18 protein-coding genes and 1 pseudogene are annotated in these 16,882 nt (G+C 35.6%); 13 read left to right on the top strand and 6 right to left on the bottom strand.

Annotation, left to right across the window (positions count from 1 at the left end; all coding sequences use genetic code 11):
* The first annotated feature begins 99 nt into the window (after window positions 1-99).
* From ON09_RS15900 to ON09_RS15915, 4 genes are all read left to right on the top strand, one after another.
* The gene (locus ON09_RS15900) at window positions 100-1,311 is read left to right on the top strand and encodes an IscS subfamily cysteine desulfurase (RefSeq protein ID WP_010602053.1); all 1,212 of its coding nucleotides are present in this window, start codon (window positions 100-102) and stop codon (window positions 1,309-1,311) included.
* Window positions 1,312-1,434: 123 nt separating this feature from the next.
* Window positions 1,435-1,848: a Fe-S cluster assembly scaffold IscU gene (gene iscU, locus ON09_RS15905; protein ID WP_010602054.1), complete on the top strand. Its 414-nt coding sequence runs from the start codon at window positions 1,435-1,437 to the stop codon at window positions 1,846-1,848.
* 82 nt (window positions 1,849-1,930) lie between these two features.
* Window positions 1,931-2,257 (top strand): HesB/IscA family protein, encoded by a 327-nt coding sequence (locus tag ON09_RS15910; protein WP_010602055.1) that lies wholly within the window; start codon window positions 1,931-1,933, stop codon window positions 2,255-2,257.
* A 458-nt stretch (window positions 2,258-2,715) separates the two neighbouring features.
* The gene (locus tag ON09_RS15915; RefSeq protein WP_316927812.1) at window positions 2,716-4,425 is read left to right on the top strand and encodes an AMP-dependent synthetase/ligase; all 1,710 of its coding nucleotides are present in this window, start codon (window positions 2,716-2,718) and stop codon (window positions 4,423-4,425) included.
* A 52-nt stretch (window positions 4,426-4,477) separates the two neighbouring features.
* Here the strand turns inward: ON09_RS15915 and ON09_RS15920 are convergent, their stop codons facing one another.
* The gene (locus ON09_RS15920) at window positions 4,478-4,990 is read right to left on the bottom strand and encodes a hypothetical protein (RefSeq protein ID WP_010602056.1); all 513 of its coding nucleotides are present in this window, start codon (window positions 4,988-4,990) and stop codon (window positions 4,478-4,480) included.
* Window positions 4,991-5,140: 150 nt separating this feature from the next.
* Between ON09_RS15920 and ON09_RS15925 the strand changes: the two genes are divergently transcribed.
* The 3 genes and pseudogenes from ON09_RS15925 to ON09_RS15935 all read left to right on the top strand — a co-directional run bounded on the left by ON09_RS15925 (window position 5,141) and on the right by ON09_RS15935 (window position 7,750).
* On the top strand, window positions 5,141-5,599 hold the full coding sequence (locus tag ON09_RS15925; RefSeq protein WP_010602057.1) for a MaoC family dehydratase: 459 nt from the start codon (window positions 5,141-5,143) through the stop codon (window positions 5,597-5,599).
* 128 nt (window positions 5,600-5,727) lie between these two features.
* Window positions 5,728-7,268, top strand: a pseudogene (gene lysS, locus ON09_RS15930) (lysine--tRNA ligase); the annotation flags it as partial.
* Window positions 7,269-7,537: 269 nt separating this feature from the next.
* Window positions 7,538-7,750, top strand: a complete 213-nt coding sequence (locus ON09_RS15935; RefSeq protein WP_010602058.1) for a hypothetical protein — start codon at window positions 7,538-7,540, stop codon at window positions 7,748-7,750.
* Window positions 7,751-7,795: 45 nt separating this feature from the next.
* Here the strand turns inward: ON09_RS15935 and ON09_RS15940 are convergent, their stop codons facing one another.
* From ON09_RS15940 to ON09_RS15950, 3 genes are all read right to left on the bottom strand, one after another.
* The gene (locus tag ON09_RS15940; protein ID WP_010602059.1) at window positions 7,796-8,350 is read right to left on the bottom strand and encodes a pyridoxamine 5'-phosphate oxidase family protein; all 555 of its coding nucleotides are present in this window, start codon (window positions 8,348-8,350) and stop codon (window positions 7,796-7,798) included.
* A gap of 241 nt (window positions 8,351-8,591) precedes the next feature.
* Window positions 8,592-9,839: a cation:proton antiporter gene (locus ON09_RS15945; protein WP_010602060.1), complete on the bottom strand. Its 1,248-nt coding sequence runs from the start codon at window positions 9,837-9,839 to the stop codon at window positions 8,592-8,594.
* A gap of 149 nt (window positions 9,840-9,988) precedes the next feature.
* Window positions 9,989-10,528 carry a YgaP family membrane protein gene (locus ON09_RS15950; RefSeq protein WP_010602061.1) on the bottom strand — a complete coding sequence of 180 codons (540 nt, stop codon included), beginning with the start codon at window positions 10,526-10,528 and terminating at the stop codon, window positions 9,989-9,991.
* 117 nt (window positions 10,529-10,645) lie between these two features.
* Here ON09_RS15950 and ON09_RS15955 point away from each other — a divergent pair, with 117 nt between their 5' ends.
* The 4 genes from ON09_RS15955 to ON09_RS15970 all read left to right on the top strand — a co-directional run bounded on the left by ON09_RS15955 (window position 10,646) and on the right by ON09_RS15970 (window position 13,048).
* Window positions 10,646-11,164, top strand: a complete 519-nt coding sequence (locus ON09_RS15955) for a TlpA family protein disulfide reductase (protein WP_010602062.1) — start codon at window positions 10,646-10,648, stop codon at window positions 11,162-11,164.
* A gap of 63 nt (window positions 11,165-11,227) precedes the next feature.
* Entirely contained in the window at window positions 11,228-11,908 is a 681-nt protein-coding gene (gene ung / locus ON09_RS15960; protein WP_010602063.1) for a uracil-DNA glycosylase, read from the top strand.
* Between the two features lies 1 nt (window position 11,909).
* On the top strand, window positions 11,910-12,578 hold the full coding sequence (locus ON09_RS15965) for an alpha/beta fold hydrolase (RefSeq protein WP_010602064.1): 669 nt from the start codon (window positions 11,910-11,912) through the stop codon (window positions 12,576-12,578).
* A 59-nt stretch (window positions 12,579-12,637) separates the two neighbouring features.
* Window positions 12,638-13,048, top strand: coding sequence for a GxxExxY protein (locus ON09_RS15970; RefSeq protein WP_039842607.1), 411 nt, complete (start codon window positions 12,638-12,640; stop codon window positions 13,046-13,048).
* A 37-nt stretch (window positions 13,049-13,085) separates the two neighbouring features.
* On the opposite strand, the gene ON09_RS15975 is transcribed toward ON09_RS15970, so the two are convergent.
* Window positions 13,086-13,556: an Lrp/AsnC family transcriptional regulator gene (locus ON09_RS15975; protein WP_010602066.1), complete on the bottom strand. Its 471-nt coding sequence runs from the start codon at window positions 13,554-13,556 to the stop codon at window positions 13,086-13,088.
* A gap of 126 nt (window positions 13,557-13,682) precedes the next feature.
* On the opposite strand from ON09_RS15975, the gene ON09_RS15980 reads away from it, so the two are divergent.
* Both ON09_RS15980 and ON09_RS15985 read left to right on the top strand, forming a co-directional pair.
* Window positions 13,683-14,345: a metal-dependent transcriptional regulator gene (locus ON09_RS15980; RefSeq protein ID WP_010602067.1), complete on the top strand. Its 663-nt coding sequence runs from the start codon at window positions 13,683-13,685 to the stop codon at window positions 14,343-14,345.
* Window positions 14,332-16,194, top strand: a complete 1,863-nt coding sequence (locus tag ON09_RS15985) for an Nramp family divalent metal transporter (protein WP_010602068.1) — start codon at window positions 14,332-14,334, stop codon at window positions 16,192-16,194. The genes ON09_RS15980 and ON09_RS15985 overlap by 14 nt, the downstream gene beginning before the upstream one ends.
* On the opposite strand, the gene ON09_RS15990 is transcribed toward ON09_RS15985, so the two are convergent.
* Window positions 16,195-16,674, bottom strand: coding sequence for a TlpA family protein disulfide reductase (locus ON09_RS15990; protein ID WP_010602069.1), 480 nt, complete (start codon window positions 16,672-16,674; stop codon window positions 16,195-16,197).
* Window positions 16,675-16,882 lie beyond the last annotated feature (208 nt).

A 16,882-nucleotide genomic window follows, 5' to 3' on the forward strand; every position in this document is an offset into this window, starting at 1 on the left:
ATGTAAAAATGCGTGTTTTCTCTATAACCTCATAGCTATTAATTATAATTGTTAGAAAACTTTTTTTGTATCTTTGTGATCATAATTAACAGAATAGAGATGAAACAGCCGATATATTTAGATAATAACGCAACAACACCTTTAGACCCTAGAGTGTTGGAAGCGATGCTACCTTACTTTACTGAAAAATTTGGAAATGCCGCAAGCCGTAATCACGCTTTTGGATGGGTGGCTGAAGAGGGAGTAGATTATGCTCGTGAGCAGGTAGCCAAATTAATCGGCTGTACTGAAAAAGAAGTAATTTTTACATCAGGCGCAACTGAGGCCGATAACCTGGCAATTAAAGGTGTGTTCGAAATGTATAAAGATAAAGGTAACCACATCATTACTGCGGTTACTGAACATAAAGCAGTTTTAGATACTTGTAAACACCTTGAAAAAAATGGTGCAAGAGTAACTTATTTGGGCGTTAAAGAAGATGGTTTAATTGACTTAGCTGAATTAGAAGCTGCAATGACTCCTGAAACGATTTTAGTGTCGATCATGTATGGTAACAACGAGATCGGTGTAATCCAACCTGTAAAAGAAATTTCGGCAATTGCACATAAACATGGCGCTTTATTTATGACTGATGCAACGCAGGCAGTGGGTAAAATTCCGGTTGATGTAAATGCAGATGGAATTGACTTAATGGCTTTTTCAGCGCACAAAATGTATGGTCCGAAAGGCGTTGGTGCACTTTACGTTCGTAGAAAAAACCCAAGAGTTAAAGTAACTTCACAAATGGATGGCGGTGGCCATGAGCGTGGAATGCGTTCTGGTACGTTAAACGTTCCTGGTATTGTTGGTTTAGGTAAAGCTTGCGAACTTTGCCGTTTAGAGATGGAAAGTGAAACTATCCGTTTATCAGCTTTACGTGATAAGTTAGAGACCACTTTAAACAAAATGGAAGAAAGTTATGTTAATGGTAATACACAACACCGTTTACCACACGTAGCAAATATCTCTTTCAAATATGTTGAGGGAGAAGGTTTAATGATGGCAATGAGTGATTTAGCTGTATCTTCAGGTTCGGCGTGTACCTCGGCTTCGTTAGAACCATCATATGTTTTGAAAAGCTTAGGTTTATCTGATGATTTAGCACACTCTTCTATCCGTTACGGTTTAGGAAGATTTACTACTGAAGAAGAAATTGATCAGGCAATTGCGGTTACTCAAAAAGCAGTTAATCATTTAAGAGAACTTTCTCCACTTTGGGAAATGTTTAAAGAAGGAATTGACTTGAGTAAAATTGAGTGGGCAGAACACTAGTTTAAATTACGATTGTGGATTTAAGGGTTACGATTCTGAAATCTGCAAGCAAATAAAAATATAAAATTAATAATTTACGGTGAAGGGGCAATCTAAAATCGTAAATCTAAAATCTAAAATATCATGGCATATTCAGAAAAAGTAATTGACCATTACAATAACCCACGTAACGTAGGTACATTAAATAAAGACAGTAAATTTGTAGGCACAGGATTAGTTGGCGCACCTGAGTGTGGTGACGTAATGCGTTTACAAATTGAGGTTAGTGAAGATAATGTAATTACTGATGCTAAATTTAAAACATTTGGTTGTGGTTCAGCGATCGCTTCTTCTTCTTTAGCTACAGAATGGTTAAAAGGAAAAACAATTGATGAGGCTTTATCTATCGATAACATGGATATCGTTGAAGAATTGGCTTTACCTCCTGTAAAAATTCACTGCTCAGTGTTAGCAGAAGATGCAATTAAATCGGCCATTAACGATTATCGCGTTAAAAATGGTTTAGAAGCAATTGTATTAGAGAAATCGCATCACTAAACAGAATTAGATTTTAGATTAACGAATTACGATTTGCTATTCGTTTAAATCTAAAATCGGAAATCTAAAATCGGAAATCAATATGATTACTATAACAGATAAAGCAAAAGAAAAAATCGTTCATTTAATGCAGGATTCAGAGATGGGTGCTGATTACTTCTTACGTGTTTCTGTAAAAGGTGGCGGTTGTTCTGGATTATCTTATAACTTAGACTTTGATAATGAAGAGCAAAAAGGCGATCAGTTTTTTGAAGATAGAGGAATCAGAATCGCATTGGATATGAAATCTTTCCTGTATTTGGCAGGAACTGAGTTGGATTTTACGGATGGATTAAATGGTAAAGGTTTTAACTTCATCAATCCAAACGCCAGTCGCAGTTGTGGTTGCGGTGAAAGTTTCTCCGTTTAAAAATTATTTTGTAAATATTTCAAAGACCCCGATTTCGGGGTCTTTTTTTGTTTGAGCTTTTTCCTTTTAGGAAAAATGCTGTTTTAGTAGCGTTAAATAATTTCTAAGTTTTGATATGAAAGTGACTATCAATTATCCAATACCTATGGTGGATAGTACATTTTTTAAATCAGCTAGCACACATCAATTTGCGTTTTTAAACCAAAAAGCATTATTATTGTTAATTATAACGAACACCAAATAAAAAGCAATGCCACTAATTAACGAATTTTCAACCGTCCCTACCCTGTTGAGAAATGTTGTAAAAAACATTCATAAGCCTGAAGAAACTTTTTTGATTCATAAACAAGGTTCAGAATGGGCAGAGATTTCATTTGAAGATACGCTAAAAAGAGCAGATGCTGTTTCGGCATTTTTTCTGGAAAAAGGAATAAAAAAAAGGCGACCGGTTAGGTTTAATGATCGAAAATTCTCCCGAATATGTTTATTATGATCAAGGTATTCAGCAAATTGGTGTTATTAATGTTTCCATATATCCCACTTTATCAGAACAAGAGGTAGCATATATTATTAATGATTCAGGTATAAAGGGAATTCTTGTTGGAAACAATTTTTTATACAGAAAGGTACTTAAGGTTGCATCAAGCTGTAAAGAACTGAAATATATCATCCCCGCTTTTAAAGATTTTGAAAAAGTAAATGTTCCTGCAGATTTAGATATTGAAATTATCGCCTTCGCTGACATATTAGCACTTAAGCATCAGGTTACTGCTGCTGAACGGGCGGAAATAGACCAATGCAGAAGTTTGGTTGAGCCAAATGATGTATCATCGTTAATTTACACTTCCGGCACAACGGGTACGCCGAAGGGTGTAATGCTTACACACCGGAATTTTGTAAAAAATGTAGAAGTTTGTTTGCAACAAATTCCCGTAATAGATGAAACCGAAACTTTCTTATCGTTCTTGCCTTTATCGCATGTATTTGAGCGTACCGCAACCTACCATGTTTGCTGTGCACAGGGCTGTAAAATAGCATTTGCGCAAAGTTTGGAATTATTGGCTAAGAATATGGGGGAAGTTCGTCCAACAGTGATGAGCTGCGTACCGCGATTGTTAGAGCGCATTCACGATAAAGCCATAAAATCGGGAACTGCCGGTGGCGGAACTAAAGCCAAAATATTCACCTGGGCTTTAGAAACCGGAAATAAATATCGTATTGCAAAAGAAGCAGGTGAAAACCCAGGCTTAATTTTAGGGATAAAAAAAGCCGTTGCCGAAAAACTGGTGTTCAGCAAAATTAAAGAGAAAACCGGTGGCCGTTTAAAATTTATGATTTCCGGCGGAGCAGCTTTGCCTAAAAATGTTGGTGAGTTTTTTGGCGACTTAGGCATTAAAATCCTTGAAGGCTTTGGTTTAACGGAAACCTCTCCGGTAATGTCGGTTACAGAATACCACAGGCAAGTTTACGGAACAGTTGGACGCGTTATCCCTGGAATCGAAGTTGGAATACAAGATGTTGAAAGCAAAGAAATCATCAATGTTCAAACACATGATACTTTTAATGAGGAATTTGAATGCGCTGAAGGTGAAGTGATTGTTCGCGGACATTGTGTAATGAAAGGTTATTTTAATAAACCTACTGAAACTGCTGAAGCCATTGACAAAGATATGTGGTTTCATACCGGAGATATTGGCCGCTTTTACAAAGGCAACCTCCAAATCACTGATCGTTTAAAAAACATGATTGTGAATGCCTACGGCAAAAATGTGTATCCAACACCGGTAGAAAATATTTACTTAAAAAGTCCGAAAATAGATCAACTATTTTTAATTGGCGATAAACGTGAATTTATCACTGCAATCATTATTCCCAACAGAGAAACATTAGAAGAGACTTTCAAACTCAAACCATCTTTTTTTGAAAATACAGACCCTTTTATCCGTGAGCAGGAAATTATCGATTGGATAGAACAAGACATCAAAAGAATTTCTAACGAACTGGCCAAGTTTGAGCGCATCAAAAACTTTAAAATTAAACGTAATCCATTCAGCATTGATGAAGGAGAGATCACGCCAACCATGAAAGTTAAGCGGAGAATCGTAGAAAAGAAATATGCTGATGCGATTAACGAAATGTATGAAGAAGGTGTTGAGGCGGAATCTTAATGTCGTTCCTAATTAGAATCAGAAAATACTTACATAAATCATTTTCTTGTGCCTATCTTTTCTTTTTAGTATTTCCGTAATCAATCTGAAGATTTTTAAAGGCCTGAACTAAATGATCATATTGCGATTCATCAGTTGATAAATATGGAATTTCAACACATTCTGTTAACATAAAAAACCAATCCTGGCTTTTCTTTATTCTCCAGGAATAGCTATACTTAACAGATTTACTGGGAAAAGTTAACCGAATTATACCCATCGGATTTGACCGAATCTCTGAAACCTTTTCAAAAGATAAAATATCAGCAGGATTAAATTGATAGAGTACTCCACGGGTATCATTAGCATTATCTGATCCATAAAAGCCTAATATCACGCGATCTTTCCGGTCTACAAATCTTATATAATTAAATGGGGAGCGGTTTTCAATATTAGTAAACCTTATGTTCAAACCCTGATTAAGGATTGTATTGATATAAGAAGCTATTTCTTTCCGATTACCAGATTGTGCGTAAATATTAAGCGATAGAATTGATAGGCATACGAGTATCAATTTAGATTTCATTTTCAATAATATAAATAAAACCGCTCAAAAGTTAAATTTTCTTTAAATTCTTTAAAATTTAGTTACCTTCCAACTGTCAGAATTAAGTCAGGTATAAAAATTCGGCGATAAAGTAGCCTTCATAAATGGAGCAAGGCTGGGATTAAGCTTATGGTAATAATTAATAGTTTTGAAGAGTACAAGTCATATTTGGACAAAGAAATTGGTGCCTCTCAATGGCATAAAATCAATCAGGAGCAAATAGACAAATTTGCAGAAGCCACATTAGACTTTCAATGGATTCATTGCGATCAGGAGAAAGCCAAATCTACTGGCCCTTTCGGATCAACCATAGCTCATGGTTATCTAACCTTATCGCTTATCCCCTATTTATGGAAACAAATTGCCGACATCCAAAATGTTAAGATGGAAGTAAATTATGGGATTGAGAAGTTTAAATTTAACAAACCGGTATTGGTAGATGATGAGGTTCAGTTACGAGCGAAATTAATTGCAATTTCTGATTTAAGAGGCATTACAAAAGTGGTGATTGAAGCCAATCTTGACATTAAAGGACAAACGAAAACTGCTTACACAGGGAATGTAGTTTTTCTTTATCACTTTAAATAAGCGGCTTTTAAAGTTTTACCTAAATATCAAACATATTACTTAACCATATCCTCTTACTCGGCTAAAGAGTACAAAATACTTTTATTAAACCTCTTGCAAAATTCTTACTTTTGCAAAAAATACCTGAAATGAGTATAGGATTATCAGAACAAGAAATATTACGACGTGAGTCGCTAAAACAATTACGCGAATTAGGCATTGAGCCTTATCCTGCAGAATCATATGAAGTAAATGTAAGTGCTGCAGATATTTTAGAAAACTATGAAAAGGATAAAACGGCTTATAAAACGGTAAGTTTAGCTGGTCGTATCATGGGTAGAAATATCATGGGCGCTGCATCATTTGCTGAAATTCAGGATTCTACTGCTCGTATTCAGGTTTATTTAAAAAGAGATGAGCTTTGTCCAGGCGACGACAAAACATTATATAATACTGTATTAAAAAACTTTTAGATATTGGTGATTTCATCGGCATTAAAGGTTATGTTTTCACAACCCAAACCGGTGAAATTTCTATTCACGTTACTGAATTTAAAGTTTTAGCAAAATCTCTTCGTCCGCTTCCAATTGTTAAACGTGATGATGAAGGAAATGTATATGATGGGTTTACTAATCCGGAATTGCGTTACAGAATGCGATATGTAGATTTAACGGTTAACCCAGATTACAAACAAATCTTCATCAAACGCAGTAAAGTAATTAACAGTATGCGTAATTACTTTGATAACCAGGGTTGGATGGAAGTTGAAACCCCTATCCTGCAACCTATTCACGGTGGTGCAGCCGCTCGTCCGTTTGCTACGCATCATAACACCCTAGATATGCCTCTTTATTTGCGTATAGCGAATGAATTGTATTTAAAAAGATTAATTGTTGCTGGTTTCGATGGTGTTTATGAATTCGGTAAAATGTTCCGTAACGAAGGAATGGACCGGACACATAATCCGGAATATACTTCAATGGAGATTTATGTAGCCTATAAAGATTATATCTGGATGATGGCAATGGTGGAAGAATGTTTAGAAAAAGTAGCCATTGCAACCAACGGTTCTGCTGTAGTTAAGGTTGGAGAAAATGAAATTAATTTCGAAGGCCCATACGAAAAATTAACCATGTATGGCTCAATTGAAAAATACACCGGAATTGATGTTTCAGCACTGACCGAAGAGCAATTGATTGAAACCTGCAAATCTTTAGGAATTGAAACCGACTCAACGATGGGTCGCGGTAAATTAGTAGATGAAATTTTCAGTGAAAAAGTTGAAGCGAATTTAATTCAGCCGACTTTTATTACAGATTATCCAATCGAAATGACTCCATTGGCAAAAAAACACCGTTCATCGGAAGGTTTGGTAGAACGTTTTGAAATATTTGTAAATGGTAAAGAGATTGGTAACGCATATTCAGAACTGAACGATCCAATCGATCAAAAAGAGCGTTTTGAAGATCAGCTTAAATTAGCTGACCGTGGGGATGCAGAAGCTATGGCAATGGACGATGATTTCGTTCGTGCTTTAGAATATGGTATGCCTCCAACTTCAGGCCTGGGCTTTGGTATTGATAGAATTGTGATGCTAATGACTAATCAAAGCACCATTCAGGAAGTATTGTTCTTCCCGCAGATGCGCCCGGAAAAAAAGAAAATTGAATTAACGGCTGAAGAAACAGAATTATTTGGGTTGGTAACCGAAGGCGAACAATTACTTTTAACAGACGTAAAAGCAAAACTAACAGACTGGAGCAATAAAAAATGGGATACCACATTAAAAGCCCTAACAGGAAAGGGAATTTTGAAAGTGTCTAAAACAGATGATGGATTGTTCCTGTCGCATAAATAGATCGGTTAACAAAAACATAACATAAACTTAAAAGGCTTGCCAACAATTGTTTAGCAAGCCTTTTGTATATTTACGGTAATTGAAAATAAATACAATTACCTATGAATACTTCAAGTTTAGAAATTAACGAAAGAGAATACTGCATCAAATTAAGTAAAGATGCATTTGATTTAACCCTGGTTCGCCAATTGATAAAAAGAATCCAGGCCGAAGCGTTGTTCTTCTCCAGAGCGCAAGTTGAAGAAGATGATATCCTCAGCAAAAGATCTCAAAGAGAAGAACTGGAAGGTTACGACAGTTTGGAAGATAAGTAGGTTAAAAGTTACGAATGGATACTTTTAACCCTAAACTTTCACTTACTAATCAATATCCAACGTTCCCTCAACAGAATCGTCCATTGTTTTTCCGGTAATCACAGAAGCTGCCATTTTAAGGAAAGCTACGGCAGTACCATTTTTAGTATCCCAATAATAACCTTCGGATGGAATTACTTTAATCAGGGTAATGTTTGGATCTTCCTTGCCACCCTGAAACCAGGTTTTAATAAAAGGGCTCCACAATTCATCAATTTTAGCCTGATCTCTGCTGATTTCCGAAATGCCATAAATATTTACAAATCCCGAATGTGCACCCGCCTGGAAAAGTAAATGCGTAAATGGATCTGAAGAAATCTCATCATTTTTGTGACTATCTTTCATACTCATAAACCAAATATTACCTTCATCATCAACCTGTTGAATAGCCATAGGCCGAACGGATAACGGTACTCCCGTTTTAATATTAGTGCAAAAAAAACAACTTTCTGCTTTCCCTGCTAAATCACGCAGTTTTTCAATGGCGTCATTGCCACCTAAATCTTTAATATTGTCTTCTTCTTGAGTATTGTTAGTACTTCCTTCTTGTGATGTTGCCATAATGTAGATTTTTTAAATACTACAAAAGCAAATCCATTTTGGTTTTAATATTTTGAAAAGCAGCCTGCTGCTCATCTAAAAGTCAGCCCTGCTATCATTATTATCTTTTTGTGTCCGTAACTTTAACAATTAATGTTATTGCAACAAAAAGTATAGCCGTTCTATCAGGTTTAAACATGTAAACCTGTGCTTATAAGGCAAAAGCCGATCAAAAATATTGTGAATCATTTAAGAGCGATCTTTAAACTTCTTCTACAGAAAGTACTTTTTTAGCCAGCTTGCCAACAGTTAAGCCCTGAACAATGATAGAGAATACAACAACAAAATAAGTAATTCCAACCAGTAAAGGTTTGTATGGGCCTTCATCCATTGATAATACAAGCGCAATAGATACACCGCCACGTAAGCCTCCCCAAACCAGAACTTTTATAGTGCCGCTACTGAACTTATTTTTAAAAGGAATTAGCCTTACCGGAATATAAATCGACAGGAACCGGGAAAAAAGTACAATAAGAATGCAGCAGATTCCAATTAACCAATAATCAGTAATGTTATGGATGATTAGTAACTCAAAACCAATGAATAGAAATAGTATTGCATTTAAAATTTCATCAATTAATTCCCAGAATTTATTTAAGTAATCTTTAGTTACGGCCGACATTGCCGTACGTTTACCATAATTTCCAATCACTATCCCCGCCGCTACCATGGTTAGCGGACCAGAAATATGAATGGAATGCGCAATTAAATATCCACCCATTACCACCGATAAAGTGATCAGAACAGAAACTTTATAATCATCAATTTTTCGCATGGCATTTGAGGCACCTATACCTAAAAGTGTTCCTAATAAGAAGCCGCCAAGCGCTTCTTTAATGAGTAACCAGGAAATATTGGTAAAACTTAAGTCGATATCACTGCCTTGAGCAAGTCGAAGAATTACAGCGAAAATTACTACCGCTACACCATCATTAAACAGCGATTCGCCCGCAACCTTGGTTTCCAACGATTTTTTAACGTTAGCATCCTTTAAAACACCCATTACTGCAATAGGATCCGTTGGCGAGATTAATGCACCAAATAACAAAGCGTAGATAAAGGGTATCTGAAAGCCAAACAACGGCGTGACGTAAAACAGCAAAGCACCAACCGCAAAAGTTGAAATCACCACACTTACAGTTGAGAATATAATTACTGGTGCCCTTTGTTCTCTCAAATCAACCAGGTTGATATGAATGGCCCCCGCAAATAATAAAAAATTCAGCATAGCGCCCATCAATACTTCAGTGAAATCAACATCTTGAAGCAGCGTAGAAAAATGATCAAAAGTTTTAGGAAATAAACTGCCTGTAAATACCAAAACGATGGAGCTTAACATGGCAATAATCATGATTCCAATGGTAGAAGGAAGTTTTAAATATCGCAGGTTGAGGTAAGAAAAAAAAGAAGCAAGTACGATGAGAACGGAGAATGAATAATATAATTCCATAAATATTTTAAAGGATCAGTAAATCCCCAAAATACCTAAAAATTTCGACTCGTCTAAATTAAATTTTAGATTATTACTTAATTACGAAATACGCTTCATAAAAAAAGCCGGGTTATTCCCGGCTTTTTGGTGTTTCTATTAATTTTATCCTATCTGTAACGAACTTGTTGTTGCTTGTCCATCATTCCCATCTGATCTTTCATTTGTTTGATTTGATCGGCAAGTAGTTTATTTTTATCTGCCTTTTTAGCTTCAGCAAGATACATAGTTGCTTCACGTTTGTTACGTTTTGCCATTGCAATACCTGCTAAACTTAATTTGGCAAGCGCAACATTATGTTCCATTTGCATCCCTAAGTTCAGTGCAGTTTTAAAATATTTTTCTGATTTTAAAGGTGCAGTTCTACTTTCTATTAAACCCACAAGTAAATTATAATAGCCATGCTGCACTTTAATTAACTGTTTCTCGTAATTTGTAATTCTATCTAAATAAGCTTTTGCTTTAGGCATATTATCTTTTCGAAGAAACCATTGTGCTAAAAGCATGTTCTCATTAAAGAAATAAGTAACCAACACAATTAACCCTAATAAGATGGCCACAATTCCCCAAGGCCAGAAACCGAAAACAAATAAAGCAACTGCGCCACCCAGTAAAGCAAACCCCGCAATTAATCTGATAATATTTGGCATAAAAATTTATTCTAATTATTTTTTTTTTGCAAATATCGTTTTTAAATGGCAGAAATTAGATTTTAAAATAATAATTTCATTAAAAATTTCACAGTTTAAACAATTCATCTAATTAATATGAAAATCCTCTTATCAATTACTTTAATCGCAATCGCCATGAATGTTTCTGCACAAGAAGTAAATAAAAAAATCCACGATCAAGCCAGAAATAAAGATGTTCTCATTAACGTTTGTACCAGAGAGGGCATTACTTCTTTTCCGGAATTTAAGGAAATGTATGATCCACTTTATGCAGCTTACGTTCCTGATGCTGCAACAATGATCGAATTAAAAAAACTGGTCAAAAAAGAGAAAATTAAAATTGTATTCGGAACCTGGTGTGGCGATAGCAAAGTGAATGTTCCAAACTTTTTCAAAGTTTTAGATAACCTTCAGTTCAAGGAAAAGAATGTTGAAATTATCGCAGTAGATGGCGCAAAAAAAGCGGAAAATGGTATTATTGATGGATTAAACATTCAACGTGTACCCACATTTATTGTATTTGATAAAAAAGGAAAGGAACTGGGCAGAATTGTGGAACATCCAAAAACAACGCTTGAGGGAGACCTTTTAGCCATTTACCAAAAGAAATCGTAAACATTTTTTTACGCTCATCAGTTAATAGCTAATACATAAACCATATCCATAATACAATAAATTATGTCAGCTGCATTAGAACCAGGTTGGTTAGCCGTTTTAGAAGACGAATTCGAGAAAGAATATATGAAAAGCCTAAAGGCTTTTCTTCAGGAAGAGAAACAGAACGGCGCCACGGTTTACCCGAAAGGCGCTGATATTTTTAATGCACTAAATACTACACCTTTTGATCAGGTTAAAGTTGTTATTCTTGGTCAAGATCCATATCATGGTGCTGGTCAGGCACATGGCTTATCCTTTTCAGTTCAGCGTGGTGTAGCAGTACCTCCATCCTTAAAGAACATTTATAAAGAATTGGAAACAGACATTGAAGGTTTTATAACGCCGAACCATGGCCATCTAACATATTGGGCTGAACAAGGTGTGCTGCTTTTGAATGCTACATTAACTGTTCGTGCTTCAGAAGCAGCATCGCATCAAAACCGTGGGTGGGAGGTTTTCACCGATGAAATTATTAAAGCCCTATCTACAAAAAGGGAGCATCTGGTATTCTTGCTATGGGGAAAGTATGCACAACAAAAAGCGGCATTAATAGATCAGAAAAAGCATTATGTATTAACCGCTGCACACCCATCTCCATTTTCAGCATACAATGGTTTCTTTGGATCAAAACATTTCTCCAAAGCTAATCAGTTGTTGATCCAGAATAACCTTGCGCCTATCGACTGGAATTTGCCAGCTTAAGATGAAAGCTTATTTTATTAGCGGCTTAGGCGCTGACAAAAGGATATTTTCGAGATTGAAACTTGATCCTCAAATGGAAGTCATTAACATCGAATGGATCGCCCCTATCAAAAATGAATCGCTAAGCAATTACGCTAAAAGGTTGAGTTCTATAATGGATGTTTCGCATGATTTTATAATTGTAGGTGTTTCTTTCGGGGGAATGATTGCAGTGGAAATCTCTAAACTTTTAAAGCCTTGTTCTACCATTATCATATCTAGTACAATATACAGCCAGGATTTACCCTTGCTTTATCGCTTTGCTGGTAAACTTCAGTTAGTCAAATTAATTCCTTCCTGGTTGATCAAATCATCAAATTGGCTTATCCAAAATTTCTTTTTTGGAACAAAATCAAGTAGTGAAAAGCAGTTACTCAGCAAAATTATAGCTGATACTGATTCTGGATTTTTAAAGTGGGCTATCATTAGTATTTTGAGCTGGAGAAATAGTGTTAGGCCAAATAATTTATACCACATTCATGGCACAAATGATAGAATTTTATACTCAAAATCAGCTAAGCCCGATTTTGTTATTGAGAATGGAACACATTTTATGGTTTATCAAAATGCAGGTGAAATCTCAAGAATTATTAATAACTTACACTTGAATTTACCATCTAAGACATCCTAGAACATCTTAGTAAATGTCAAAAAATCATCCCCGATAACATAGCATTTTAGATGATTTTTATGAAAAACAAATCCTTTATTGATAATTTAGAGTATAGAGTTACAGGTGCCTGCATAGAGGTGCACAAAAATCTAGGTCCAGGTCTATTGGAAAGTATATATCACAAATGTCTTATACGAGAACTGCAGCTACAAAATATCCATTATTCTTCAGAACTACCCGTCCTATTCACTTACAAAGATGTACTACTCGATACAGCGTTACGAGCAGATTTATATATTGAAAACTGTCTAATTTTAGAAATAAAATCAGTTGAGAAAATACATCCCATACATGAAGCTCAGATATTAACCTACATGAAACTGCTTAAGGCACCCAAAGGATTGATAATAAATTTTAACTGTACTAATATTGTACAGAATGGGAAAAAATCCTTTGTTAGCGAATTTATGTACAATTATAACAACTGACTAAGATGTTCTATAGTTTCTTAGGTGGTTAAAACAATTAATACTCCAAAGGCACAATAGGCTCTTTTTTCGTAGTAGACATAATCATCATCGTTTGAAAAGTTTTTACCACGGAAATTTTGCTTATTTTCTCCATAATTAAACGTTCATATGATTTTATATCTTTCACATAAACTTTAAGCAAAAAATCTGCCTGACCAGTTACATGATGACATTCAGTAATCTCTTTAATCTGATTAACCTCATCTAAAAAGATTTGAATGGTATTGTTTTTATGAAAATCTAACTGAATTTGGATAAATGTTTTAATTCCTAATCCCAATTTTTCTTCATCTACCAGGGCATGGTAACTTTTAATGTAACCAGCCATCTCCAATTTACGAACGCGTTCTAATGTAGGCGCTGGCGACAAGCCGATTTCTTGTGATAAAAGCAAGTTGGTAATTCTACCATTCTCTTGTAAGATTCTTAAAATTTTAAAATCAATTTTATCTAATTCTGATGCCATATAAATTCAAAGGTATTGAGAACACAAACATAACCAAATTATATTTTATATTTTAACAAAATTTATCTAATATATTTTAAAGATTTTTTTTTAGATTTACCTAAAAATAAAATTAGATAAATATAAATGCAAAGTTTTACCGAAGAAAACTATCTTAAAATCATCTATCATTTGGCAGAAAGTTCAAGCAACGTTCAAACTAACGCCATAGCGGAGCAAATGCAAACCAAACCTGCATCGGTTACAGATATGATTAAAAAGCTTGCAGAAAAAGGCTATGTAGATTACGTAAAATATCAAGGCGTAACGCTGACCGAAAAAGGAAAAAATGCCGCTATAGATATTGTGCGTAAACATAGGCTTTGGGAAGTTTTTTTGGTAGATAAGCTCAACTTTAAATGGGATGAAGTTCATGATGTTGCGGAAGAATTGGAACACATTAAATCAGAAACATTGATTGAAAGATTAGACGAGTTTTTGGGCTTTCCTAAATCAGATCCCCACGGCGATCCGATACCGGATAAAAACGGGCGATTTGCAAAAACGCATTTTACTAAACTAATTGATCTAAAAGTTGGCGACGGGGGAACGATAACCGGAGTAAGCCAACACAGTTCTGCTTTTCTGAAACTCTTAGAAAAATTAGGTTTAACCCTTGGCAAACAAATTAAAATAAATGATGTTACGGATTTCGATGGTTCAGTAGAAATTCTAGTAGCCGATAAACAGATTAATATTAGTAGAGAAGTTGCAAAGCACATTTTAATTAGCAGTAATGGCAAAAACTGAATCGTTAAGTGAAGTACATCAAAGTGTAAGTACCGATAAGCGAAAAGGCTGGAGAAGGATTTTGGCATTTATCGGACCGGCGTACTTAATTAGTGTTGGTTACATGGACCCGGGAAACTGGGCAACAGATTTAGCAGGTGGCAGTAAATTTGGTTATCAGTTGATTTGGGTGCTACTCATGTCAAATTTGATAGCGCTGTTACTACAATCACTTAGCGCCAGATTGGGAATTGTAAGAGGATTGGATTTAGCGCAGGCCTCTAAACACGCCTACCCTCGTTGGGCAAACATCCCTCTTTTTGGCTTGGCGCAAACGGCAATCATCGCCTGCGATTTAGCCGAAATCATCGGTATGGCAATTGGTTTACAATTGCTTTTCGGCCTTCCATTAATTTGGGGCATTTCAATCACCATTTTTGATACCATTTTGCTTCTTTTCCTACTGAATAAAGGCATGAGAGCGATGGAAGGTTTTATCGTTTCGATGGTTTTCATCGTCGGATTATCTTTTCTTGTGGAAATGTTTATTGTTGAGCCTTCGCTAAAGGAGGTTGTTAAGGGTTTCGAACCTTCAGTTTTAGGTGGCGATGCCCTATATATTGCGATCGGAATTATTGGCGCAACAGTGATGCCCCATAACCTCTACCTGCATTCATCATTGGTGCAAACCAGAAAGATAGAGCGTACGAACAAGGGAATTAAAGAAGCTTTAAAATTTAACCTGATTGATACCACTGTTGCCTTAAATCTCGCCTTCTTTGTGAATGCAGCAATTTTGATTTTAGCAGCAGCAGCATTTTATAAAAATGGATTGCATGAAGTTGCAGAAATTCAGGATGCCCATAAACTACTTTCTAATATTTTCGGTGATGTTGCTCCTGCCCTGTTTGCTATCGCACTAATTGCTGCCGGACAAAGTTCTACCGTTACCGGCACATTGGCAGGACAAATCATTATGGAGGGGCATATCAATTTAAGAATACAACCTTGGTTACGTAGATTAATTACCCGCCTACTGGCCATTATCCCTGCATTTTTCACCATCCTTCATTACGGCGATGATGCATTAGGGGGCTTGTTGGTGTTGAGTCAGGTGGTGTTAAGTTTGCAATTGGGCTTCGCCGTGATTCCACTAATTCACTTCAATTCAGATAAAAAACTGATGAAAGACTTCGCCATTAAAACCTGGGTAAAGGTTTTGGCCTGGGCAAGTGCTTTTACCATTGTCGCATTAAATGTAAAATTGGTGATTGAAGAGATAAGTGGCTGGGCAAAAGATGCCAATACCTGGTGGATTTACGTGATTGTTTTTCCAGCGTTAATTTTTATTGTTTTCTTATTGCTGTATGTGTTTTTTCACCCTATGATTGAGAAAAAGAATCGTGAACGTCAAATGGTTCCACATGGAAATGCTTTAGATATTGGGAAAATTGAGAAGATCAGCTACTCGAAAATTGGTATCGCTGTTGATTTCTCTAAAAATGACCGAAACACCATTCGCCATGCCTTAATTCAAGGAGGAAAAGACGCACATTATTTTTTAATCCATGTGGTCGAAACTGCTGCCGCCCGTTATCACGGAAATGACGTAATGGATCATGAAACGCAGAGCGATCGCGAAAACCTGGAGAAATACAGAACAAATCTTGAAGACCTGGGCTATGATTCTACTCCTTTCATAGGCTTTGGAAGTACCGCAAAATCAATAGCAGAAATTAGTAACAAGAACAACCTTGAACTGTTGGTAATGGGCGCTCACGGTCACAAAGGCTTAAAAGATTTGATTTTTGGTACAACAGTAGATTCTGTTAGGCACAAAGTAGATATACCGGTTTTAATTATCAGGTAATTATTTTTTTAAAGCTGGCATTAGCTTTTTAATTCCACCATCACCAGCGTTATAAACCAAAAGTTTCCCGGCAGGAGAATACAGGTACATCGCCGGATACATTTTCGGCAAAAACGAAGGAATAAAAAGCTGATTTTTATCTTGCAAAACTGTAACGTTAGGCTTAGTATTTAATCCTTTTGCATAAGTATTAAAAAATTGTGGAATGATATAAGCCTCATCCAGAGTGATCATATAAATATTTACATCCTTAAACTGGGCGTAGTTGGTATTCAGCAATTTGGTTTCTCGTTGACAATGCTCACAAGTACAATCAAAAAGGATAAAAAGATTTTTTTTACCAGGAACCAAATTTTTATTAGAAAATGCTTTACCATCTAATTTAAAAAAGGTGAACTGTGGCAATATCGTAGGTTGTTGAGCTTTTAACTGTAGGGAAACAAATAGTGATAACACTAAAATGAGGATTCTGAACTTCATATTTACTTTTAAAAAATCAAACTTAAATAATAATTTTCACCCAATTGATAATTCATTTAGCTTTTACAAACAGATGAACTTTTTATTTGTTGACAATACCTGATGCTGAAATAAAGAAAAACAAAATTATAACATCAAATTTTAAGATATTTGCAGCCCGGCATTTTTGCTGAATTAGATCACGTAGAATTTATCTACCAATAACATA

The organism is Pedobacter agri PB92, from assembly GCF_000258495.1.
Lineage (GTDB): Bacteria > Bacteroidota > Bacteroidia > Sphingobacteriales > Sphingobacteriaceae > Pedobacter > Pedobacter agri.